We start from the raw sequence: 21572 nt of genomic DNA on the forward strand, positions 1-21572 counted from the left end.
CTACAGGACGGACTCGGCGGGGCATGCGGCGGAAGACGAGGCGGCAGGTGATCGGCGTACACGCGGGCACGGGGCGGCCGTCCAGGTCGTCGGCGGCGAAATCCGTCCGGCGGAAGTCGATGCCGGGGTCGGCGTGGTTCTGTCGGGCGGCGGCCAAGGCTGTGGGGGAGCAGTCCCCTGAGCGACAGGGTGATCCTCTCACCGGGCAGGCTCATGAGCGTTCCGGGACGGGCGGCGTACTGGGGCGCGGTACGGAGCCACGGGGTTCCGCTGCGTACTGGGCGGCCTGTGTGGCGAACATGGCGGCGTAGCGGCCCTGGGCGGCCATGAGTTCGTCGTGGCTGCCGTGTTCGGTGAGGCGGCCCCGGTTGAGTACGTAGATGGTATCGGCGTGGCGGACGCCGGACATGCGGTGGGTGACCAGCACGACGGCCCGGTGGGGGCCGGCGAGTTGGCGGACGGCGTCGAAGGCGGCGATCTCGGCCTCGGGGTCGAGGGCCGAGGTGGGCTCGTCGACGATCAGCACGCTGTCCGCCGGAGCGGTTGCCGTGCGCCAATGGGCGCGGGCCAGGCCGATCTTCTGCCATTCGCCGCCGGAGAGTTCGCAGGCCCCGCGGAACACGCGGGCCAGCAGGCTGCGCAGGCCGTGGGGGAGTTTCGCGATGACCGGGGCTGCGCCGGCGTAGTCGACGGAGGGCTGGAGTTCCTCGTGCTCGGCGTGCCGGTCGGGGCGGCCGATGCGGATGTTCAGGGCGGCGGTCACCGGCCAGCGCTGGAAGTCCTGGGTGAGCAGCGCCACGCGGTCGAACACCTGTGAGCGGTCGAGGCCGGACAGCTCGTCGTCGCCCCAGTGCACCGTGCCGTCCTGTGGCAGCAGCAGCCCGGCGAGGACCTTCATCAGGGTGCTCTTGCCCGAGCCGTTCTCACCCACGACAGCGGTCACCGAACCCATGGGAAACGCTATCGAGACTCCGTCCAGCGCGGGAGCGTCACGGTCCGGATAGGAGTAGGTGACCTTGTCGAGGACGACTTCGCCCACCCGCTCCGGCAGGTGCTGCCCGCCGTCGGGGATGCGTCGTCGCGCGGCCTCCGCCAAGAACCGGTCGTGGTCCTGCACGTAGAGGCTCTCCTCGTGCAGCTGGTTGACGTTCATGACCAGCGCACCCAGACTCGCCGAGCCCGACCGCACCGCGATCACCGCGGTACCGGCCACGGCCAGGCTCATGTGACCGGCCATGATCAGCCAGAGCATCACCCCGTACGTGCCGGCCATCGCCAGACCGGACAGCGCGGCTGCCACCAGCTCGGTCAGCGCCTTGCCGTTCGCGAGCCGCTTCTGCTCGGCCTCGGCGCTCTCGGCCATGCCGCGGTACTTCTCCAACAGGAACGCACCGACCGCGTGGATCCGCACCTCCTGGGCCGCACTGCGCTCGGTCAGCAGGTTTCCGATCAGACGGCTGGCGCGTACGTGCTCGACCCACGTCATCACCGACACGTACCGTTCCTGCGCCACCCGCATCGCTCCCCAGCCACGAGGAGCCGCGATCAACAGCAACATCGGCAGCAGCACCGGGTCCAGGACGGTCAGGATGCCCGCCGTGGCGATCAGGGAGATCGTTCCGTTGAGTGCGGACACGCACGCACTGATCATGCGCCGGGCGGAGGCGGCCCCGAACTGGGCCACATCGATCAGGCGGCGGAACTCCGGATCCTCGATCGCCTCCAACTCGACCACCGTGGCCGCAGCCAGGTACTCCGTCGTCGCGATCCGCTCCACCAGCGGCTCCAGACGGCCTGCCCGCGACGTGGACAGACCGGCGAGGCCGGCATTCACCACCGCGACCACCGCGCCGATCACCAGCGCGGGCAGAGCAGTACGCAACCGGTCGACGGCATCCCCGCCCCCGAGCAGCGCGTGCATCACGGAGTTGACCGCCAGCAGACCCACGGCCGCCGCGATGCCCTGCCCGACCTCGCTCACACCGACGACCAGCAGCGCCGGCCGGTCCGCCGTCCATGCCCGGCGCAGCGTACTGCCGACCAGCCGGGGCATGGCGCGGATCGCCGAGAGCATGGTCAGATCCAGTCGGGCATGCTCGTGCTGGGCAAAACCCAAGTCGTAGCGCAACGGCCCGCCGAACAGCTCCTGTTCGGCTGCGGAGACCACCGGCTCGACCATCCGGACACGGTGTAAGAACTTCCTCACGTACTGCCTCCTCGAGTGGGGTCCGTCCAGTTCAGTGCCATGTACGAAGGGCCTTCGACGAGCATGCGGAAGATGGCCACGGTGTACGGGTGAGAGTCCCTCGGGGGCTGTTCCGTCGGTACCCGGAAGAGACCGTCGTGTTTGTCAGGCTCCGCGTGGTACGGCTTTCCCGTCCAGACGGGCCACTGCGCTCGAAGTCGATCAGCGACAATCGCTGCCCGTCCCACAGAGGATTGTGCTCCCAGAAATCTCCATGACGCAGCCCCATCTGGAGTCCATCGGTCATGTCCGGCAGCCTCGACGTGAACCGCCGCAGCAGCAGAGCCTCGTCGGCCGTGACGCAGGCGCCTGCCCGGTGCAGATTCTTCTCCACGCCGACAGCCACATCGGTGCCCACCGCGTGCGCCTGTGCGCGGGACTCGGCGGTCATCGTCATCGCTTCGTGGAAGCGGCGCAGCAGCGCTCCTGCCTGGCGGTGTGCCTCGCGTTGCACGCGGGGCGACAAATCCTGCCCTTCGAGGGGCGTTCCCCTGGTGGCGGTCAGGATCACGGCGAGAAGATGAGGCGAACTGTCCACGAGCGCCGCTGCCTTGCCTGCCCCGAGCGCCGGCACCACGTGCCGGTAGGCGAAGGTCTCCCTGGTGCAGAACTCCGGCCCGGGTGCGACCTTCACGAAGTACCGGACCCCGTTGCGCACGCGGACCTTTGCGGACCCGGGAGTTCACTCGCTCGTGCGAGGCGTCCCGCACTTCGGAGATCGGGCCTACCGCCTTCGTGGCCCAGCGCGCGATGTCAGCGGGCATCGCTGTGGCCGCACTCATGCCGGGTACCTCGGATCCCGGCGTGATGAGACCCCGGCCACCGAGCGGCGTCCGCCAACGTTACGCACTCCTGGCGCGGGTGCCGGAAGATCGGTTTCGAACACGGGATGAAGGACGGTGAAGAAGAGCGAGTGATGCACGACGACTCCCGCGATGCGATGAGGCGGACAGGTGCTCGGACAACGTGGGGTTCGTCGTCCCCGTCACGGGTGTGAGCGGGCGAAATCTAGAACGTGATTTCGCATCGCCCGTGTGATCCCGGCGGAATGCCCCTCGCGCGATGTGATGGTGCGTTCGAATCACTCCTGTGGGTGTGGGTACTCCTATCGGGGGATTACGTGGATGGCTGGAGGCGTGGTCACGGTCGCACTCCCGCGCACGACGGCTGAGCCTGGAGACGACGTGTGTGGGGATGGCGGGACCGAGGGGCGCGGCGTCATCGACGACGCTGCGAAGGTCCTGCCGGGAGAGGCGCGCTCGACTACGTCTGAATGGACGCCTGCGACCGGAGCGAGGGGGAACGGGCGTGGGGTGGAGAACACCCAAGGCTGCTTCACCACCCCACGCTCCGTGGCGAGTTGGAGATCAGTCCAGCATGTCCTCGATCAGGTCGGCAGCCCGCGGGGTGCCGCCCTCGGCTCGTGCTTCGGCCTGCAGCAGCGCCGAGCGCCGGGTGGTCTCCGCATCGGTGACCAGCTCGGCAAGCGCTGCCCGCAGGTTCGCCGCGGTGGCGTCCGGGGTGTCGATGCGGCGGGCCACCCCCAGTTCGACGAGCCTGTCGGCGTTGATGAACTGGTCGGCGGCCTGCGGGACGGCGATCATGGGAACACCGGTGAACAGTCCTTCACTGCTGCCGCCCATGCCTGCATGGGTGACGAACGCGTCGGACTGCTCCAGAACCGCCAACTGAGGCAACCACGAGTGCACTTCGACGTTGGCAGGGATGGTGCCCAGTTCACCGGGGTCGGTGTACTTCCCGATCTGGAGCACGACATGCCAGCCGGGCAGGTTCCCATAGGCCGCCAGGCACTGGCGGTAGAACTCCGGCCGGCGTGTGAACGCCGAGCCCAACGAGATCAGCAGCACGTTCTCGGCATCGGCCGGACGCGTCCAGCCGCCATCGGCCGCCCGTGTGCCGAAACAGGGACCGACGAACGTCACCGTGTCGTTGTCGACCTGATCCGCGTACGGCTGCATCGCTCGCGGGATCAGGGCCAGGGCGCGCGCGGGACGGCCCGAGAAGGCGTCCACATCGGTGGTGGACGCCCCGCAATCGGTGAGCCACTGTGCGAACTTCGCCCGGTACGCGTCGGCGCCCGGCAACTCCCACACGTGCGCCGTGACGTCCTGGTCGTAGCCCGTCCAGGCGACGAACGTCGGTGACAACTGCATGACGGGACGGTCCTGTGCCTCGGCCAGGGCGCGCGCGGCGTACGCACCGATGTCGTACAGATAGAGGTCCGCGCTGTCGTGGTCGTACGCGGCGCGCAGCTGAGGGAGAGCTTGAACGGCGTCGTCGAGGAAGAGGTCCATCGCGGCGATGGGGTCGTCCGGCCAGTTGTTGTCGGCGAACGGCAGGACGGAGTCGTACGGGACGAATTCCGCGCCGGTGGCGGTGATCAGGTCGGCCACTGCCGGGTCATTGGCGTACGTCACCCGGTGATCCCGGGCTACCAGTTCGCGGATGATCTCAAGGCTCGGAAGGACGTGGCTCACGACGGGGATACCGACCATCGCGATGTGGGCACGGCGACGGGACATGGAAGATCACTCATTTCAGGTCTGCGGCGAAACGGACACGGCTAGCCGGTGCGCCACCGAACCGGAAGGAAGCCCTGGTGTCGGGACGCACGGGTATGCGGGGCAGGAACGGGGTCCTGCCCGTCCGCGTCAGCCGTAGAACTGAAGGAAGTGCATGTCCGGGACTCTAAACCGCTTCCGGGCTCTCGGCACGGCATTTTTGCGAGTACTGCGGGCCGGGCAGTTCCGTCAGCACCGAGGACATCGGCGAGGCGGTCGGCGTTTCGGACCCAGCATCTAGCGGCATTTCCCCAGCAGGACCGATCTGTTGGTGTCCGCGGTGGTCCGTGGCGGTGAGCGGCGCCGGCTCCATCGTGGGCCAACTCCTTCTCGCGTCGTACGAGGCCTTGGGCACCGCCCCCGGCAGCGTCGGCGACGCGGGGCGCCCGGCGGTCGCAGTCCCGCGGCAACGCCGAGGCGGCTTCCGGGACGCGTTCAGTGTGCGCACGCCATGGCCCGGCGGCACTCCTGGCAGGACCGAATGGGCGAGTGCGTCCAAGGGCGGGAAGGTCCGATCGGCGCGGGATGCAACAGCCGTCCGTACTCCCTATGCTGGGGTGAGGGATCGGTAGACCGTGCTTCACTCCCATCGGCTGGGTAACGCCGATCCGTGCGGCTGGCGCGGCGAGCACCGATACGCACAGCCGGCCCTGCCACTCGGTGTCACGCCGGGCCACGTGCTCGGTGACGCACTTCCGCTGATGCCCATGACGCGTGGAGCCATTCATGACCACACCGAGAGACCTCCTGATCGCCGCCATGGACATGTCGAACAGTCGTCCGGTGGGGCGGGGCGTTCTGTCGCTGGTGCTGGCGGGCGGTGAACTGATCGACCTCCTGGGCGCGGAAGCCATCAGGCTGGACGGCGATCAGATCGTGCCGGGCCACCCGCCTGCCATGACGGATCGCCTTCTGGACGAGGCCGTGTCGTCGCTCGTGCGGGAAGAGCCGTACGAGTCGCTCGACGACTGGCTGTGGCGCAGGGGGCGCGGTCTGGCCACGGCCTACCTGGATGCCCTGGAGGCGGAAGGGCAACTCGCTCGGCAACGGCACACGCGCTGGACGCCTTCCCGCTCCAGCCGGACGGTGTTGGTCGACACACCCGCTCGCCGCGAGGCGGCCGACCGATGGACGTCCGATGAACCCGTTCTCGCCGCCCTTGCCGCCGCCGTCGGAATCCGCGACAAGCCGACCGGTGACTCCCCGGCCGTGGCCGACGACGCGGTGGCGACGGTGCTCGCCGCCGTCGATGACGCGTTGAGGGACCTGGAGTTCCAACGGCAGCGGCGAGCCATCGACGACGCGGCCTTCGACAACATCTGGCGCGGCGGCTGACCGCGACGAGAGGGGTGTGGGGAGCGGGGCGGACACCGCTGGTACGGTGCCGAAGCCCGCAGGACCCCGGCCGGCACCGTCAGCGCGGCGGTCCGCCGCTCTCCGCTCCGGTCACGACGGGCAGCTCCGAGGGCAGCCCCCATTCGCTCCAGGACCCGTCGTACACGGCCAGTTCGCGGTACCCCGCCAGCTCGGCCCCCAGCGTCAGAACGCAGGCGGTGACGCCCGATCCGCAGCTGAAGAACAGCCGCTCCCGTTCCCCCGCGAGCGCGCCGAACGCGGCGCGCAACTCGTCCGCCGGGAGCATCCGGCCGTCGCGCTGGAGCTCCCCGAAGGGCAGATTGACCGCCCCCGGCATATGGCCGGCGCGCAGCCCCGGACGCGGCTCGGCGACAGCGCCGGCGAACCGCTCCGCGGAGCGGGCGTCGACGACGGCCGCCGCGGGGTCGGCCAGAGCCGCGACCACCTCGTCGCTGCCGACGACCAGCCCCGGGCGCGGCCGAGCGATGAAGTCGCCAGGTGCCACGGCGGTCGCGGACACGTTGTCCTCCAGCGGCTGCCCGGCCTCGGTCCAGGCGGGCAGGCCACCGTCGAGCACCGCTGCCCGGTCGAAGCCCATCGCGCGCAGCATCCACCAGGCACGCGCGCTGGAGTAGATGCCCACGCGGTCGTAGACGACGACGGTGTCGGAGTCGTGGACGCCGAGGGCGCGCAGCTCGTCGGTGAACAGGTCGGCGTCCGGCATCGTGTGGGGCAGCGGCCCCGTGTGGTCGGAGAGCGCCCCGTCGATGTCGAAGGGCCGCGCTCCCGGAATCCGCTGCCCGGAGCCGCGGTGTGTGCCCACGGAGCCATCGAGGACCACCAGCCCCGGCGCGCCGAGCCGCGCCGCCAGCCAGCCGACCCCGACCAAAGGGCCCGGGAGCGTTACGGGAAGGTCTTCCCGGGTTGCGTACGCCGGCACGTCGTCGCTCACGTCTGCTCCAGGTCCAGGTCAAGGTCCGGAAATGAGGGCCACCCGACTCGAACCGTGTGGCGATCACAAGATCGCAGCGGCCCTCGGCCGGTGTCAACAGCGGTTCGCCGCCTCCGGGACGTCCGGCCCGACCGCGCCTGGCAGACGGTGTTCACCGACAGGTGCGACATCCATGGCGTCAGTGTGGTGCGGACGCGTACACCTCTCTCGCGTTGTCCGTGGGTTTCGGCTTGCTCCGGCCGCACGGTCCCGCCGCGAACGCGTGGAGCAGATTCTCCGTGGAACGGGTGACGAAGGCCCCCGTACGGGCGTCCATGCCGTGGTTGCGTCCGTTCTCGCGGGTGCCGGCCATCAGGGCCTCGACCCACCGCATCGTCCCGGAGGCGAAGACGCCCGCCCCGCTGGGCACGGTGTAGTAGGCGGAGTCGGCATGACTGGGTCTGCCCGCGCAGACGAGAGGGGAGTGGGCGATGATTTCGAGCGGCGCCGGGGTGGGCATGCCCGGAGTGAGCCGGTCGTACTCCACTCCGACCAGGTGGTCGAAGGAGTCGCCTCGCTTCACGCCCGTCCCCTCGAAGAGCCAGTGGTCGCTCCGGTCGACGACATACGGGGCGTCCACGGGATAGCCCTCGTAGAGGACCCCGGTCAGAGAGGATTCGGGGGAGGCGCCGGGCGGTTGGCGGAAGTCGTTGGTCGGCATGTCCGGGTGTTCGGCGAGGTAGGGGTCCTTCCGGTAATCCGTCTTGTAACAGACGACGGTGCGGTCGGCGCCGGTGGCGTCCGGTTCCAGCCTGATCCTGCGGTAGCAGGCGTTGGCGCCGAGGAAGGCCACGTTGGTGCCCGCGTCGCGCGCCCGGGTGACGTAGGCCCGTTGCCGCGGTGTCCAGTACTCGTCGTGTCCCAGGGAGAGAGCTCCGGCGGCGTTGTGGAGAATGCCGGGGTCCCGATGGATGTCCATGCCCGTGGTGTAGGCGAGCGGGATGCCCAGCCGCTCCGCCAGGACCACCGCCGCCCGTTCGTAGACCATGAACTTCTCGGCGCCGTCGTGGTCATAAGGGCGGTCGAAGCTGACGGCGAGCGACCGCGTGCTGTACGCGCCGTTCTCGCCCTGGTAAAGGCTGTACCCGCCCCATGCGTTGTACGCCTGCCACGTCGCTACGGCGTGCATCAGCACGATCCTGCCCGCCGCGCTCGCCGAGCGGACGATCAGTGGAACGTAGCGCTGGTGGCCGTTCTCCGCGTCCAGCCGCAGCAGATACGCCCCCTCCGGCCACCCGCCGGTGCGGACGTGGAGTGTGCGTCGCCAGTCCGCCCGTACGGTACGGGTGACCTGGATCAGCCGGGGACGGGCCTGAACCGACCCGGCGACACGGTCCGAACGCCAGACCCGTCGCGCCTGCGCCCCGTCGTACCAGCCGACGCGGTAGGCCGAGACCCGGAATGCCGGGGCGGTGGTGGAGACGTACAGGCCGAACTCCTCACCCGGCAACACGCTCACCTTGTCGGTGTAGCCCTCGATGGCGTCGGGCGGTCCCACCGAACGGATTCGCCAATCGGCGTCTCCCGGCCGGGCGCTCTCCCCCTGGCCGGTGGGACGGCCGGTGCCGGGCGGGGCGGACCCGGTCGCGGAGGAGCGGCAGCCGGTCACCGCCGCGCCGCCGGACAGCGCCCCGCCCGCTGCCGCGGCGAGGAAGAGCCTGCGGTCCAGCCGGCCGGGACTCCCGGAGTCCTGCCCCTCACCATGCTTCATGTCGCCCGCCGTACCCGTCCCTCGGTCCTGTCACCGGCCATCGTCACCCGCTGCCCGCTCGGGGACTACCCGGGACGAGCCGAACCGGGGACGGGCCGTGTCGTGCGCGGCCGTCCCGATGGCTGTCGCGCACGTGTGGGGGATTGACCGCGGATTCAGCTCCCCGTTAGCGTCCACTGCAAGCGCTTTCCAGGCCGGGCGTGCTGCGGCGAAATCGGGAGGTGTCATGCGGAGACCGCAGCGGACCGGTGCGGATCTTCTCGCTTCGGCACTGGTCCTCACCAGCTGTACATCCGGGCCTGCGGGAGCGGACGCCGACCACAAGGAGCGATGCCCCATGCCCCCGAGCCCCGAAACCCCCGCGGCGCCCCCGTCCGTCCCCGCCACGACCACACCTCCCACGGTGGCCCCGGACACGACCTGGTTCACCACCGACCGGTTCGGCATGTTCATCCACTGGGGCCTGTACTCCCTCGCCGCACGGCACGAGTGGGTCAAGAACCGCGAGAAACTGACCGACGAGCAATACCAGGTCTACTTCGACCACTTTGCCCCCGACCGCTACGACCCGGCCCAATGGGCACGAGCGGCCAGAGCGGCGGGCATGCGGTACGTCGTTCTCACCGCCAAGCACCACGACGGCTTCTGCCTGTGGGACAGTGCCCTCACCGAGTACAAGGTCACCAACACCCCGCACGGCCGCGACCTCGTCGGCCCGTTCGTCGAGGCGTGCCGAGCCGAAGGTCTCAAGGTCGGCCTCTACTACTCCCTCATCGACTGGCACCACCCGTCCTTTCCCGTGGACGGCACCCATCCGCAGCGCGACGACGAGGAGTTCAAGGCCGCGACCGCCGACCGTGACATCCGCGACTACCAGCGCTATCTGCACGGCCAGGTCCGTGAACTGCTGACGTCCTTCGGACGCGTCGACTACCTGTTCTTCGACTTCTCCTACGCGGACGGCAGCTGGTGGGGCGGCAAGGGCCCGGACGACTGGGACTCACAGAAACTCCTGGAGACGATCCGCGAACTCCAGCCGCACGTCCTCGTCAACGACCGCACCGGTCTCCCCGGCGACTTCGTCACCCCCGAGCAGTACCAGCCCTCCGGCCCCATGGCCGAGAACGGGCGGCCCGTGCTGTGGGAGGCGTGCCAGACGCTCAACGGAAGCTGGGGCTACGACCGCGACAACCTCGACCACAAGAGCGCCGACCTGCTGATCCGCATGCTCGTCGACGGGGTGTCCAAGGGCGGCAACCTCCTCCTCAACGTCGGCCCCACCGGCCGCGGTGACCTCGACCCGCGCGCCGTCGCCGTCCTCGGGGAAATCGGCCGGTGGATGGACCTGCACGAGCGGTCGGTCCGGGGTTGCGGCCCGTCCCCGTACACCGCCCCGGCCGAGTGCCGGTACACCCGGCGCGGCGACCGCCTCTACGTCCACCTGTTCGCCTGGCCATTGCGCCATCTGCACCTGCCGGGACTCGCGGGCCGGGTGCGTTACGCGCAGCTGCTCAACGACGCGTCCGAGATCACCCAGGTCCACATCGCCCCGGACCGGCCCGCGCTCAACACCGAGATGGGCGGGCAGCCCGCCGGAACGCTCACGCTCCAGATCCCCGTACAGCGCCCCGACACCCCCGTACCCGTCATCGAGCTGTACCTGGACACACCGGACGTCCGGGCCGAGGACTGAGAACAGGTCCTGGCTCCGGTCCACCACCCCATTCGCACAGCCGGCGTGCAACGCCGCACGGAAGAGCCCGCGATGGTCACCCACCGACCCGACCGCAGAGCGGCAGACATGCACCTCAAGGAAACAGACGCGCTCCTGTTCATCGGCGACTCCATCACCGACGCCGGTCGCGACCGCACGGACTCCGCGTCGCTCGGCAGCGGTTACGTCCGCGAGATCGCACGGACCCTGCGCGCCCGGACGAGCACCGGATCCGGCCCCGCGGTCGTCAACAAGGGCCTCGCCGGCAATCGTGTGTACGACCTCGAATCCCGCTGGATGAGCGACGTCATCGACCAGCGGCCCACCGTGGTCACGGTCCTGATCGGCATCAACGACACCTGGCGGCGCTACGACGGGGGACTCATCAGCCCGGTGGACGAGTTCGAGGCATGCCTGGACCGCCTTCTCGCGCAAACCGCACGGACCCTCTCCGCCCGACTGTTCGTCATCACGCCCTTTCTGCTCCCGGTCACCCCGGACCAGGGAGGCTGGTACGAGGACCTGTCGCCCCGTACCGACGCCGTCCTGCGCGCCGCACAGGGCAACGGAGCCCACGTGGTACGTGCGGACCTCGCCCTGCGCCGTGCCGCCGAGGAGCGGGAGGCAGCCGAACTGGCCCCGGACGGGGTCCATCCGAGCCCCCTCGGCCACCGGCTGATCGCCGATGCCTGGCTTGCCGCGGTCGACGCCGTCACCCCGAACCCGCCCAGGTGATCGCGACGCCGGCCCGACCGGCGGCCAGGACCGTTTACGGCAGCGGCAACCCCGCGTAGTTCATGGCGAGTTCCGCCGCCGCGTGCGGTGACGCCGAGATGCGGTCCAGCTGGGAGATCTGCAGCCGGGTGTCGAACGCGCTCTGGTCCGGATCGGTGTGCAGCGTCGTCGTCATGAAGTACGAGAAGTGCTCGGCACGCCACACCCGGCGCAGGCACGTGTCGGAGTAGGCGTCCAGCAGGTCCGTCGAGCCCGTCGTGTGACGCCGGATCAGCGCCCGGGCCAGGACGATGACGTCGGCGGCGGCCAGATTCAGCCCCTTGGCCCCGGTGGGAGGCACGATGTGCGCGGCGTCCCCGGCGAGGAACACCCGGCCGTACCGCATCGGCTCGGTGACCGAACTCCGCATCGGCAGAACGCTCTTGGAGGTGATCGGGCCCCGCTCCAGCTTCCAGCCGTCCAGGGCGAACCGGGCGTCCAGCTCGTCCCAGATCCGCTCGTCGGACCAGTCGGCCGGGTCCGTGCCGTTGGGGACCTGGAGGTACAGCCGGCTCACCTCGGGCGAGCGCATGCTGTGCAGGGCGAAGCCGCGCGGCGAGTGCGCGTAGATCAACTCGTCGCAGGACGGGGCGACATCGGCCAGGATGCCGAACCAGGAGTAGGGATAGACCCGTTCGTACGTGCGCCGCACGCCCTCGGGGACCGCGGTCCGGGTCACCCCGTGGAAGCCGTCGCAGCCGACGACGTAGTCGCACGTCAGCGTCTTCTCCTGGCCCTCGTGGGTGTAGCGGATTGTCGGGCGGTCGGTGTCGGCGCCCTCGACGAGCCGGACCTGCGCACCGAAGTGCAGTGCGGCACCGGCGGCCGTCTGCAGGGCGATGAGGTCCTTGACGACCTCGGTCTGCGCGTACACCCACACGCGGCGGCCACCGGTGAGCGACGGGAAGTCGATGCGGTGTGCCCGGCCCTCCCAGCGCAGCTCCACGCCGTCGTGGACCAGCCCCTCGGCGTCCAGCCGTTCGGCGGCATCCGCCTCGCGCAGCGCGTCGACGGTCGACTGCTCCAGGATGCCGGCGCGCTGGCGCTGTTCGACGTACGCGCGGTCACGGCTCTCCAGGACGACGCAGTCGACGCCCGCCCGGTGCAGGAGCCGGGACAGCAGCAGCCCGGCCGGGCCGCCCCCGATGATTCCGACAGTGGTGTGCATGGTTACTTCTCCTTCGGGGCGGCGCTCTCGGCGATGATCCGGTCCGCGAGCGCGAAAGCGGAGTTGGCGGCCGGCACCCCGCAGTACACGGCGGACTGCAGCAGCACCTCCTGGACCTCTTCGGGCGTCAGGTCGCCGCTGCCGAGCGCGGCGCGCAGATGCATTTCCAGTTCGCCCTCATGCCCCAGCGCGATCAGTGCGGTGAGAGTGAGACAGCGACGGGTCCGGTGGTCGAGACCGGGCCGGGTCCAGACCTCGCCCCACGCGTAGCGGGTGATGAAGTCCTGGAACACGGCGGTGAACGGGGTGGTACGGGCGATCGCGCGGTCCACATGGGCGTCGCCGAGCACGGTACGGCGCACGGAGAGTCCGGCGGCGTGGCGGGTGCCGTCGTCCGACCCGGCCTCGGCCGCCGTGCCGAAGTGCCCGAGCAGTGCGGACAGTACGGCGTCGGGCCGCTCGACGTTGGCCAGGTGGGCGGCGCCGGGGATCTCGACCAGACCGGCGCCGGCAATGCCGTCCGCGAGTTCGCGGGCGTGCGCGACCGGGGTCGCCGGATCGTCGCGCCCGGCGACCACCATGGTGGGCGCCGTGATCCGGCCCAGGTCGGCCCGGAGGTCGTACGCGGCGAGCGCTTCGCACAGCGCGGCGTACGCCTCGGGGTCGGTCGTGCGCATGGTGTCGACGAGGGTCCGGGCGGCCGGCTCACCGGCGAACGCGGGGGTGAACCAGCGGCCCGCCGAGCCGTCGGCGACCTGTCCGATGCCGGACGTCCGGACGGTGCGGGCCCGGTCCCGCCAGCCCTGCGGCTCGCCGAAGCGCGCCGAGGAACAGAGGATCGCCAGCGAGGAAACGCGTTCCGGGTGGTGGACGGCGAGCCAGGTCCCGACGGCGCCGCCGAGCGAGATGCCCGCGTACGCGAACCGGTCGATCCCGAGCGCGTCGGCGACCTTGAGGACCTCGCGCCCCAGCTCGGGGACGCCGCCGCCCGGAGGCAGCAGATCCGCCGCGGTGCCGCCGTGGCCGGGCAGGTCCCAGCGGACCACCCGGTGGCCGCGGGTCAGCCCGGCGACCTGCGGGTCCCATACGGAGAGCGAGGTACCGAGCGAGGGCCCGAGGACGAGGGGCGGTGCTGAGGGCGGGCCGTCCACCTGGTGGTGCAGGCCCGCGGTGGTGCGGGATGTCATGAGGCTCCTTGTACGGGCTGGTGCTGGTCGGAGGTGCGGGAGGGCGTGTCCGGTCTCACGGCACGGGCCGCCCGCGGCCGCCGTGGCTCAGCGCGCGGTCGACGAGCGCGCCGGCCGAACCCGGGTAGGCGGTGGGATCGGTGAGGGCGCGCAGCCGTTCCTCGGGGACCAGCCCCACGAGGTCCGGCTCGCCGCGCAGCGCTTCGAGCAGCCCGGTCCGTTCGAGGACGGCCCGCTCGCCCGCGCGGGTCACCGCCGCACGGGCCTCGGCCCGTCCGGCCAGCGGCGCGAGGACGGCAACCAGACGTTCGGTGACGATCAGTCCGTGGGTGGCGTCGAGGTTGCCGCGCATACGGTCCGGATGGACCCGGAGCCCCTCCGCGAGCGATACCGCGGTCTCCGCCATTCCGCCGACCGTGCGCAGCGCGTCGCGCAGCGTCTGCCACTCGGCGTGCCAGGCGCCGGGCGGGCGTTCGTCCTCGGCGACGAGCGAGCCGTACAGCACGCCGGCCAGCGCCGGCACCCGGCGCGCCGCGCCCGCGATCAGCGTCGCACGGGCCGGGTTGGCCTTGTGCGGCATGGCGGAGGAGCCGCCGCCGGTGCCCTCGGACAACTCGCCGATCTCGGTCCGCGACAACACCAGTACATCGGCGGCGAGCTTGCCGAGGGCGCCGGCCGTGAGGGCCAGGGCCCCGCCGAGTTCGGCGACCGGCGTGCGCAGCACGTGCCATGGCAGTACGGGCTCCACCAGCCCGGTCTCGGCGGTGTAGGCCGCGAGCAGCCGCACCCCGATGTCCCGTGTGCCGTCGCTCCGGGACCGCTCCGCCGGGACGGCACCGTCCGGAACCTCGGCGAACGCCGAGAAAGCGGCCAAGGTACCTGCGGCGCCGCCCAGTTGGGACGGGAGCGCGGACCGGACGGCGGTGAGCCGGTCGTGGGCGTCCAGGACCAGCGCGCGCCAGCCCGCCGCCTTGAGGCCGAAGGTCGTCGGAACCGCGTGCTGGGTCAGCGTCCGGCCCGCCATCGGGGTGTCCCGGTGCGTGGTGGCCAGCCGGCCGAGGGCCGCGGCGACCCGGGCGAGATCCGCGAGCACGGCCTCCAGTGCCCTCGACGCCACCAGCATCGTGGCCGTGTCGAGGATGTCCTGACTGGTCGCGCCCCGGTGCACATGGGACGCGGCCGCCGGGTCCATCTCGCCTACAGCCGCAGTGAGTTCGGCGACCAACGGAATGACCGGGTTGCCGCACGAGCGGGCCCGCAGCGCCAGGTCGCGGGGGTCGAACCGGCCGGGCGCCGCGGCCGCCGCCGCGACGGCCCGTGCGGCTGGTTCCGGGGCGAGGCCGATCGACACCTGGGCGCGGATGAGGGCCACCTCGGCGTCCAGCATGGCCCGGACGTAGGCCCTGTCGCCCGTCAGCGCCGCCACGGCGCAACCCGCCCCGACCGGGGTGAGCAGACCGACGTCCGCGGCGCAATCAGCCGAGGTGGCGGGACCGGCCGAGGTGGCGGGACCGGCCGAGGTGGCGGAACCGGCCGTGCCGGCGGGGCCGGTCGTGTTGGCGGAATCAGCCGAGGTGGCGGGACCGGCCGCAGCAGCGGAATCAGCCGAAGTCAAGGAAGACCGTCTCCTCGTGCTGCCCGTCGCCCTGGAGACGGATGTCGAAGCGGTGCACGCCCGCCCCGTCCGGCGTGGTGACCAGCGTGGCCCGGCGCTCGGGCGGCAACTGTGCGAGCAGGGCGTCGGCCGTGCGGCCGTCCGCGTCGTGCAGATAGGCCCGGGTGTACAGATGGTGCAGCAGACCGCGGGCGAAGACGGCCAGAGACAGGTACGGCACCCCTCCCGGCGGCAGGGTCCGCACGGTGAAGTGGCCGTCGGCGTCCGTGCTCACCCGGCCGAAGCCGGTGAACACCAGTCCGTCGCGGCCGATGACCGCACCGGTCACCGGGTCGCGGCGCAGCGATCCGGGCGCCCCGGTGCGCGAGCCGTCCGGGGCGGGCTGCCACACCTCGACGATCGCGTCGGGCACCGGCTGCCCGGCCCCGTCGAGGACGTGACCGTGCAGGGTGATCGTGTCCGGGTGGCCGGTCGGCGCGATGTCGCCGCCCTTCACGAACGGCAGCGCGTAGCCGTAGAAGGGGCCCACCGTCTGGGACGGGGTGGGGGCCGGATCGGCGTGGGGTGCGGGAAGCGTCGGACGGGACATCAGCGGCCCTCCTCGATCCAGGTGGCGGACGGTCCGTCGAGGACGATGTCCCAGCGGTAGCCGAGCGACCACTCGGGGACGGACAGATCGTGGTCGTACGTGGCGACCAGACGGTTGCGGGCGCTGTCGTCGGTGACCGACTGGAGGATCGGGTCGTAGGGGAACAGCGGATCGCCGGGGAAGTACATCTGCGTGATCAGGCGTTGCGCGAACGCGGAGCCGAAGAGCGAGAAGTGGATGTGCGCGGGACGCCAGGCGTTGGTGTGGTTGCGCCAGGGGTAGGCGCCCGGCCTGACGGTGACGAAGGAGTACTCTCCCTGATCATCCGTCAGGCACCGCCCCACACCGGTGAAGTTGGGATCGAGGGGCGCGGGGTGCTGGTCGCGCTGATGGGCGTACCGGCCCGACGCGTTGGCCTGCCAGATCTCGACCAGCTGGCCGCGCACCGGCCGCCCGGAGCGGTCCAGGACCCGGCCGGTGACGGTGATCCGCTCGCCGAGCGGCTCGCCCGGGTGCTGACGCGTCAGGTCGTGGTCCAGATCGGTGATGTCGGTGACACCGAAGGCCGGACCGGTGAGTTCGACGGCCTCCGGGTCGCCGGCGGGCAGCAGCGGCCGCTTCGGGTGGCGCAGCACACTGCTGCGGTACGGGGTGTAGGCCCGGTCCGGGTGCGGGCGGACGGGACCGCCCGTGGCGAGGTGCCCGGCGTACTGCTCGCGCGCTTCGCGGATCTCGGCGCTGATGTCGCCCTGGGTGAGCGGGGTGGTCATGCGGGTTCTACCTTTCCAGTACGAGGGCTGAGCCCTGGCCCACGCCGATGCACAGCGTGGCCACGCCGACGCCGGAACCGGCTGCCTTGAGCTGATGGGCGACCGCACCCGCCAGCCGGGCGCCCGAGGCGCCGAGCGGGTGGCCGATCGCGATCGCGCCGCCGCGCGGGTTGAGGATCGCGGGGTCGAGGTCGGGCCACTCGGCGACGCAGCCCAGCACCTGGGCGGCGAACGCCTCGTTGAGTTCGAGCGTCGTGAGGTCGGCGAAGGTCCTGCCCGCCCGGTCCAGCGCCCGGTTCACGGCCTCGACGGGCGCGAGACCGAAGTACTGCGGCTCGTTGGCGGACACCGCCGTGGCCGAGATCCGGGCCAGCGGCTCGCGGCCGGTGGCCCGCAGCCCCTCCTCGTCGGCGAGCAGAAGCGCGGCTGCCCCGTCGTTGAGCGGCGAGGAATTGCCCGCGGTGACGGTGCCGTTCTCCGTGCGGAACGACGGACGGAGCTTGGCCATGGCCGCCGGCGAGGCGTCGTCCCTGATGCACTCGTCGCGGTCCACGACGAGCGGATCGCCCTTGCGGCGCGGGATCGTGAGCGGCACGATCTCCTCGTCGAACAGCCCGGCGGCCCGTGCCCCGGACGCCTTGCGGTGGGATGCGAGAGCGAACTCGTCCTGCTGCTCACGGCTGAGGGAGTGCTTCTCCGCGATCAGTTCGGCGCTCTCGCCGAGCGGCACCGTCCACTGCGGGTCCATCTTCGGGTTGACCATGCGCCACCCGAGCGTGGTCGAGAACATCTCGGTGTGCCCGGCCGGGAAGGCGCGGTCGCTCTTCGGCAGCACGTACGGGGCGCGGGTCATCGACTCGACACCGCCCGCCACGACCAGCGAGTGGTCGCCGAGGGCGATGGCCCGGGCCGCCTGCACCACGGCCTCCAGTCCGGAGGCGCACAGCCGGTTGACGGTGACGCCCGGGACGGTGACCGGAAGTCCCGCCAGGAGCGCGGCCATCCGGCCGACATTGCGGTTCTCCTCGCCCGCGCCGTTGGCGTTGCCGAGAACCACGTCGCCGATGCGCCCCGGATCGAGCTCCGGGGTGCGGGCCAGCAGCGCGCGGATGGCGTGGGCGGCCAGGTCGTCGGGGCGCACCTGGGACAGCGCCCCGTTGTACCGGCCGATCGGCGTGCGGACGGCGTCGACGACGTAGACGTCGCGCGGTCGGAAACTCATGAGCCGGTCCTTTCGGTGGTACCCACGGGGGCGGTTTCGGCCGGTACGTCGGTACGTACGGGGGCGGCGGTCGCGGCCAGCACCTCGTCGACGCTCACCCCGGGGGCGGTCTCCACCAGAACGAGCCCGTCCCCGGTCACGTCGAGCACGGCCAGATCGGTGATCACGCGGTGGACGCACGCCTTGCCGGTCAGCGGCAGCGTGCACTCGTCGACGATCTTCGGGCTGCCGTCCTTGGCGGTGTGCGTCATGGTGACGATGACGCGGCGCGCGCCGTGCACCAGGTCCATGGCCCCGCCGATGCCGGTCACCATCTTTCCCGGCACCGCCCAGTTGGCGAGGTCACCGCGGGCCGAGACCTGCATGGCCCCGAGCACGGCAGCGTCGATGTGGCCCCCGCGGATCATGCCGAAGGAGAGCGCCGAGTCGAAGAACGAGGCGCCGGGCCGGACGGTCACCGTCTCCTTGCCCGCGTTGATCAGATCGGGGTCGACGTCCTCGTCGTACGGGAACGGCCCGGTGCCCAGGATGCCGTTCTCGGACTCCAGGACGACATGGACGCCCTCGGGCAGGTGGTTGGGGATCAGCGTCGGCAGCCCGATGCCGAGGTTGACGTACTCGCCGTCGCGCAGCTCGGCCGCGGCTCTGGCGGCCATCTCGTTCCGGTTCCAGGCCATCAGCCCCGTGCCTCCCGCTCGGTCACCGTGCGCTGTTCGATCTTCTTGTCCTCGGCCTGCTCCCGGCTCAGCCCGACCACTCGCTGCACGAAGATGCCGGGAACGTGGACGTGGTCCGGGTCGATCTCGCCCGGCTCGACCAGTTCCTCGACCTCCGCGACGGTGACCCGGCCCGCCATGGCCGCGAGCGGGTTGAAGTTGCGCGCGGACTTGTTGAAGACCAGATTGCCGTGGCGGTCGCCCTTCGCGGCCCGTACGAGCGCGAAATCGGTGCGGATGCCGCGCTCCAGTACGTACTCGGCGCCGTCGAACGTACGTACCTCCTTGGCGGGTGACGCCAGGGCCACGTTGCCCACATCGTCGTAGCGCCAGGGCAGTCCGCCCTCCGCGACCTGGGTGCCGACACCCGCGGGGGTGTAGAACGCGGGGATGCCGGCCCCGCCGGCCCGCAGCCGCTCGGCCAGCGTGCCCTGGGGGATGAGTTCGAGCTCCAGCTCGCCCCCGAGGTACTGCCGGGCGAACTCCTTGTTCCCGCCGATGTACGAGCCGGTGACCCGACTGATCCGGCCCGAGGTGAGCAGCACCGCGAGTCCGGTATCCATCGCCCCGCAGTTGTTGGAGACGACTTCGAGTCCGCTGACGCCTCGTGCGTGCAGGGCATCGATCAACACGTTCGGCACGCCGCTGAGGCCGAAGCCTCCCACCGCTATCGACGCGCCGTCCGGCACGTCGGCCACGGCCAGTGCCGCTGACGCGACCACCTTGTCCATCGGACCGCCCATCCAGTAGTGTTCGCATAGTGAAGTTTCCTTCACTCGCTCGCGAGGAGTCTGCCGCCGCGGCGAAGGCGTGTCAATGGTGCTGAGATATTTCGGACACCGCCCGTATGCGTGCCCGGCCATGCGCCCGGCCTGCTGGGACGGGACCGGACCGGAGCCCGCCCCGGCCCCCGGACCGGCTTTCGGACCGGCTCGTGGGGCGGTCACGCCCGCCCCACGACATCGCCCCGCGTCTCCCGCGGCGCGGCCACACCCGACGGAGAACCGATGCCACCGACCCGGACCATCCCGAGCGAGCCGCCGGTACCGGCCGAGGCCGTCGCCCCGCTCATGCGCGGCATCACCGTGCTGCGCCGGCTCACCGACGCCGATGGGACACTCAGCTCCAGTGATCTGGAACGTGCCACCGGACTGGCCCGCTCCACCGTCGACCGGGTCACCACGACCCTCGCCCGCATGGGATACGTCCGCCTCGACGGCCGGGACGTCACACTCGCCCCGGGCCTGATGGAACTCGGCAACGCCTACCTGGCGTCCATCCGCCTCCCCGCCCTGTTCCGGGAACGGGCGGACGCCCTCGCCGACGAACTCGACGAGTCGGTCTCCCTCGCGGTCCCCGACGGCGACGGAATCCGCTTCATCCACCAGGCCGCCCGGCGTCGCGCGATGTCCCTGAGCTTTCGCATGGGCGACCTGCTGCCCGCCGAGCGCACCGCACCCGGAGCGCTGTTCGCCGCCGGCTGGGGCCCGGCGGGGTGGGAGGCCTGGCGGCAGCGGCGCGCGGCCGACCCGGACGGCGCCCGCTTCCCGTCGCTGCCGCCGCGCCCGTCCCCGACGGAGGACGACTTCACGGCGAGAGTGGCAGCGGCGCGCGCCGATGACCGGGCACTGGACGACCAGCTGATCGAAGCGGGCCTCGTCGCGCTCGCGGTGCCGGTCCGCGCCCCCGGGGGCGACGTCGTCTGCGCGCTCAGCGTCGTCAGCCACACCAGCCGTCATACCGCCGGGGGACTGGTCGACACCTTGCTGCCCCGGCTGCGCGCCGCGGCCGCGGCCATGGAGGACCGGCTGCGCACCGCGCCGCCCGCCCGGTCCGTACCCGCCACCGGCGTACTCGCTTCCTGGACGGCCGCGTCCAAACAGGAACTGGGCCGCGAGTTCATCGAGTCCCTCGCCCGCGGCCTGACCGTGCTCACCGCCTTCGGTGACGGCGGCGAGACCCTGACACTCAGCGCCGTCGCGCAGGCCACCGGCCTCTCCCGGGCGACCGCACGCCGTGCCCTGATCACCCTCGAACACCTCGGGTACGTGGCGGTCGACGGCCGGGAACATCGGCTGACCCCGCGCGTCCTCGGCCTCGGATACCCGCCGCTCTCGCGCACGACACTGTCCCTGATCGCCCAGCCCCACCTCGGGTCCCTGGCCGGCCGCATCAAGGAATCGGCGTCGCTCGCCGTCCTCGTGGACGACTCGGTGCAGTACGTGGCGCGCTCCGCCTCCCACCGCATCATGAGCGTCAACATCACCGTGGGTACCCGATTCCCCGCCTACGCGACGTCGCTGGGCCGGGTTCTGCTGGCCGACCTCACCCCCGTCGAACTCGACGCCGCTCTCACCCGTACCGAACTCCGCCCCCTGGCGCCGCGCACCCTGACCCACCGCACCGAACTCGAAGCCGTCCTGGACCGGGTGCGGACCCAGGGCCATGCCCTCGTGGACAAGGAACTGGAGGCGGGGCTCCGCTCGATCGCCGTACCCGTCCGTGACCGGGCGGGCGCGGCGGTCGCCTCCATCAACGTCGCGATGCACAGCAGCAGCCGCACGATCGAGGAGTGCGAGGAGCAGATACTTCCCCAGCTCCGCGACACGGCACTCAAGATCGAGACCGAACTCCACACGGCGGAACGCTTCACCCGCGTCGCTGTCGCCTGAGTCCCGGTGGCGGCGGGTCAGTTCGCCGTACGTCGCCGGACGTCCGCCCGGACGGCGGAAGCGGCCACTTCGACGGCAGGGCGATGAGCCGGGCCCCCGAGCGATGCCCGTCGTGACCCGGCGGATGTTTCCGCGTCCTCCCGGTACCGGGCACCGGGTGTGTGAGCACCTCGTGAGTGCGTGGCCTGGAGGGCGGCGACGTCCGTGGGACTCTCTGACCGGGCAGTGTCGGGCAGCGATATCGGATCGGGGCCGGATGA

General features: G+C 71.3%; 17 protein-coding genes. 4 read left to right on the top strand and 13 right to left on the bottom strand.

The genetic code is table 11. The annotated features are described in order from the left end of the window. Positions 1–211: 211 nt before the first annotated feature. The 3 genes from OG306_RS37395 to OG306_RS37405 form a co-directional block, all read right to left on the bottom strand. Positions 212–2179, bottom strand: a complete 1968-nt coding sequence (locus tag OG306_RS37395; RefSeq protein WP_266752624.1) for an ABC transporter ATP-binding protein — start codon at positions 2177–2179, stop codon at positions 212–214. A gap of 58 nt (positions 2180–2237) precedes the next feature. Continuing rightward, the gene (locus OG306_RS37400) at positions 2238–2903 is read right to left on the bottom strand and encodes a phosphotransferase (protein WP_266750962.1); all 666 of its coding nucleotides are present in this window, start codon (positions 2901–2903) and stop codon (positions 2238–2240) included. A 709-nt stretch (positions 2904–3612) separates the two neighbouring features. Continuing rightward, positions 3613–4788, bottom strand: a complete 1176-nt coding sequence (locus OG306_RS37405) for a macrolide family glycosyltransferase (RefSeq protein WP_266750964.1) — start codon at positions 4786–4788, stop codon at positions 3613–3615. Between the two features lie 765 nt (positions 4789–5553). Between OG306_RS37405 and OG306_RS37410 the strand changes: the two genes are divergently transcribed. Further along, a complete protein-coding gene (locus tag OG306_RS37410) occupies positions 5554–6162 on the top strand; it encodes a GOLPH3/VPS74 family protein (RefSeq protein WP_266750965.1) in 609 nt (202 codons plus the stop codon). A gap of 79 nt (positions 6163–6241) precedes the next feature. Here the strand turns inward: OG306_RS37410 and OG306_RS37415 are convergent, their stop codons facing one another. Next, positions 6242–7135 (bottom strand): sulfurtransferase, encoded by an 894-nt coding sequence (locus OG306_RS37415; RefSeq protein WP_266904520.1) that lies wholly within the window; start codon positions 7133–7135, stop codon positions 6242–6244. Between the two features lie 178 nt (positions 7136–7313). Next, a complete protein-coding gene (locus tag OG306_RS37420) occupies positions 7314–8885 on the bottom strand; it encodes a N,N-dimethylformamidase beta subunit family domain-containing protein (protein WP_266904518.1) in 1572 nt (523 codons plus the stop codon). Positions 8886–9222: 337 nt separating this feature from the next. On the opposite strand from OG306_RS37420, the gene OG306_RS37425 reads away from it, so the two are divergent. Next, entirely contained in the window at positions 9223–10578 is a 1356-nt protein-coding gene (locus tag OG306_RS37425) for an alpha-L-fucosidase (RefSeq protein WP_266904516.1), read from the top strand. A 72-nt stretch (positions 10579–10650) separates the two neighbouring features. Then, positions 10651–11334 carry an SGNH/GDSL hydrolase family protein gene (locus tag OG306_RS37430; protein ID WP_266904514.1) on the top strand — a complete coding sequence of 228 codons (684 nt, stop codon included), beginning with the start codon at positions 10651–10653 and terminating at the stop codon, positions 11332–11334. Between the two features lie 34 nt (positions 11335–11368). On the opposite strand, the gene OG306_RS37435 is transcribed toward OG306_RS37430, so the two are convergent. The 8 genes from OG306_RS37435 to OG306_RS37470 all read right to left on the bottom strand — a co-directional run bounded on the left by OG306_RS37435 (position 11369) and on the right by OG306_RS37470 (position 19371). After that, complete coding sequence (locus tag OG306_RS37435; protein WP_266904512.1) at positions 11369–12541, bottom strand: 4-hydroxybenzoate 3-monooxygenase; 1173 nt, start codon at positions 12539–12541, stop codon at positions 11369–11371. Positions 12542–12543: 2 nt separating this feature from the next. Further along, a complete protein-coding gene (gene pcaD, locus OG306_RS37440) occupies positions 12544–13728 on the bottom strand; it encodes a 3-oxoadipate enol-lactonase (protein ID WP_371666130.1) in 1185 nt (394 codons plus the stop codon). A gap of 55 nt (positions 13729–13783) precedes the next feature. Continuing rightward, entirely contained in the window at positions 13784–15184 is a 1401-nt protein-coding gene (gene pcaB, locus OG306_RS37445; protein ID WP_371666298.1) for a 3-carboxy-cis,cis-muconate cycloisomerase, read from the bottom strand. Between the two features lie 145 nt (positions 15185–15329). Beyond that, positions 15330–15932, bottom strand: a complete 603-nt coding sequence (gene pcaG / locus OG306_RS37450) for a protocatechuate 3,4-dioxygenase subunit alpha (protein WP_266750976.1) — start codon at positions 15930–15932, stop codon at positions 15330–15332. Further along, positions 15932–16702: a protocatechuate 3,4-dioxygenase subunit beta gene (gene pcaH / locus OG306_RS37455; protein WP_266750977.1), complete on the bottom strand. Its 771-nt coding sequence runs from the start codon at positions 16700–16702 to the stop codon at positions 15932–15934. Before pcaH ends, pcaG begins: the two co-directional genes overlap by 1 nt. 7 nt (positions 16703–16709) lie before the next feature. Further along, positions 16710–17924 (bottom strand): thiolase family protein, encoded by a 1215-nt coding sequence (locus OG306_RS37460; RefSeq protein ID WP_266750979.1) that lies wholly within the window; start codon positions 17922–17924, stop codon positions 16710–16712. Then, positions 17921–18601, bottom strand: a complete 681-nt coding sequence (locus OG306_RS37465) for a CoA transferase subunit B (protein ID WP_266750980.1) — start codon at positions 18599–18601, stop codon at positions 17921–17923. Before OG306_RS37465 ends, OG306_RS37460 begins: the two co-directional genes overlap by 4 nt. After that, a complete protein-coding gene (locus OG306_RS37470; RefSeq protein WP_266907541.1) occupies positions 18601–19371 on the bottom strand; it encodes a CoA transferase subunit A in 771 nt (256 codons plus the stop codon). The genes OG306_RS37465 and OG306_RS37470 overlap by 1 nt, the downstream gene beginning before the upstream one ends. 276 nt (positions 19372–19647) lie before the next feature. Here OG306_RS37470 and OG306_RS37475 point away from each other — a divergent pair, with 276 nt between their 5' ends. Then, positions 19648–21312: an IclR family transcriptional regulator domain-containing protein gene (locus OG306_RS37475; RefSeq protein ID WP_266904508.1), complete on the top strand. Its 1665-nt coding sequence runs from the start codon at positions 19648–19650 to the stop codon at positions 21310–21312. The last annotated feature ends 260 nt before the right edge of the window (positions 21313–21572 follow it).

The sequence above is a fragment of the Streptomyces sp. NBC_01241 genome (assembly GCF_041435435.1).
Taxonomy (GTDB): domain Bacteria; phylum Actinomycetota; class Actinomycetes; order Streptomycetales; family Streptomycetaceae; genus Streptomyces.

Coding starts and splice junctions, on each gene's coding strand:
- OG306_RS37460 (WP_266750979.1), bottom strand. CDS start 17,924: ATGAGTTTCCGACCGCGCGACGTCTACGTCGTCGACGCCGTCCGCACG.
- OG306_RS37435 (WP_266904512.1), bottom strand. CDS start 12,541: ATGCACACCACTGTCGGAATCATCGGGGGCGGCCCGGCCGGGCTGCTG.
- pcaH (WP_266750977.1), bottom strand. CDS start 16,702: ATGACCACCCCGCTCACCCAGGGCGACATCAGCGCCGAGATCCGCGAA.
- OG306_RS37425 (WP_266904516.1), top strand. CDS start 9,223: ATGCCCCCGAGCCCCGAAACCCCCGCGGCGCCCCCGTCCGTCCCCGCC.
- OG306_RS37430 (WP_266904514.1), top strand. CDS start 10,651: ATGGTCACCCACCGACCCGACCGCAGAGCGGCAGACATGCACCTCAAG.
- OG306_RS37395 (WP_266752624.1), bottom strand. CDS start 2,179: ATGGTCGAGCCGGTGGTCTCCGCAGCCGAACAGGAGCTGTTCGGCGGG.
- pcaG (WP_266750976.1), bottom strand. CDS start 15,932: ATGTCCCGTCCGACGCTTCCCGCACCCCACGCCGATCCGGCCCCCACC.
- OG306_RS37405 (WP_266750964.1), bottom strand. CDS start 4,788: ATGTCCCGTCGCCGTGCCCACATCGCGATGGTCGGTATCCCCGTCGTG.
- OG306_RS37420 (WP_266904518.1), bottom strand. CDS start 8,885: ATGAAGCATGGTGAGGGGCAGGACTCCGGGAGTCCCGGCCGGCTGGAC.
- OG306_RS37410 (WP_266750965.1), top strand. CDS start 5,554: ATGACCACACCGAGAGACCTCCTGATCGCCGCCATGGACATGTCGAAC.
- OG306_RS37465 (WP_266750980.1), bottom strand. CDS start 18,601: ATGGCCTGGAACCGGAACGAGATGGCCGCCAGAGCCGCGGCCGAGCTG.
- OG306_RS37475 (WP_266904508.1), top strand. CDS start 19,648: ATGCCACCGACCCGGACCATCCCGAGCGAGCCGCCGGTACCGGCCGAG.
- OG306_RS37470 (WP_266907541.1), bottom strand. CDS start 19,371: ATGGACAAGGTGGTCGCGTCAGCGGCACTGGCCGTGGCCGACGTGCCG.
- pcaD (WP_371666130.1), bottom strand. CDS start 13,728: ATGACATCCCGCACCACCGCGGGCCTGCACCACCAGGTGGACGGCCCG.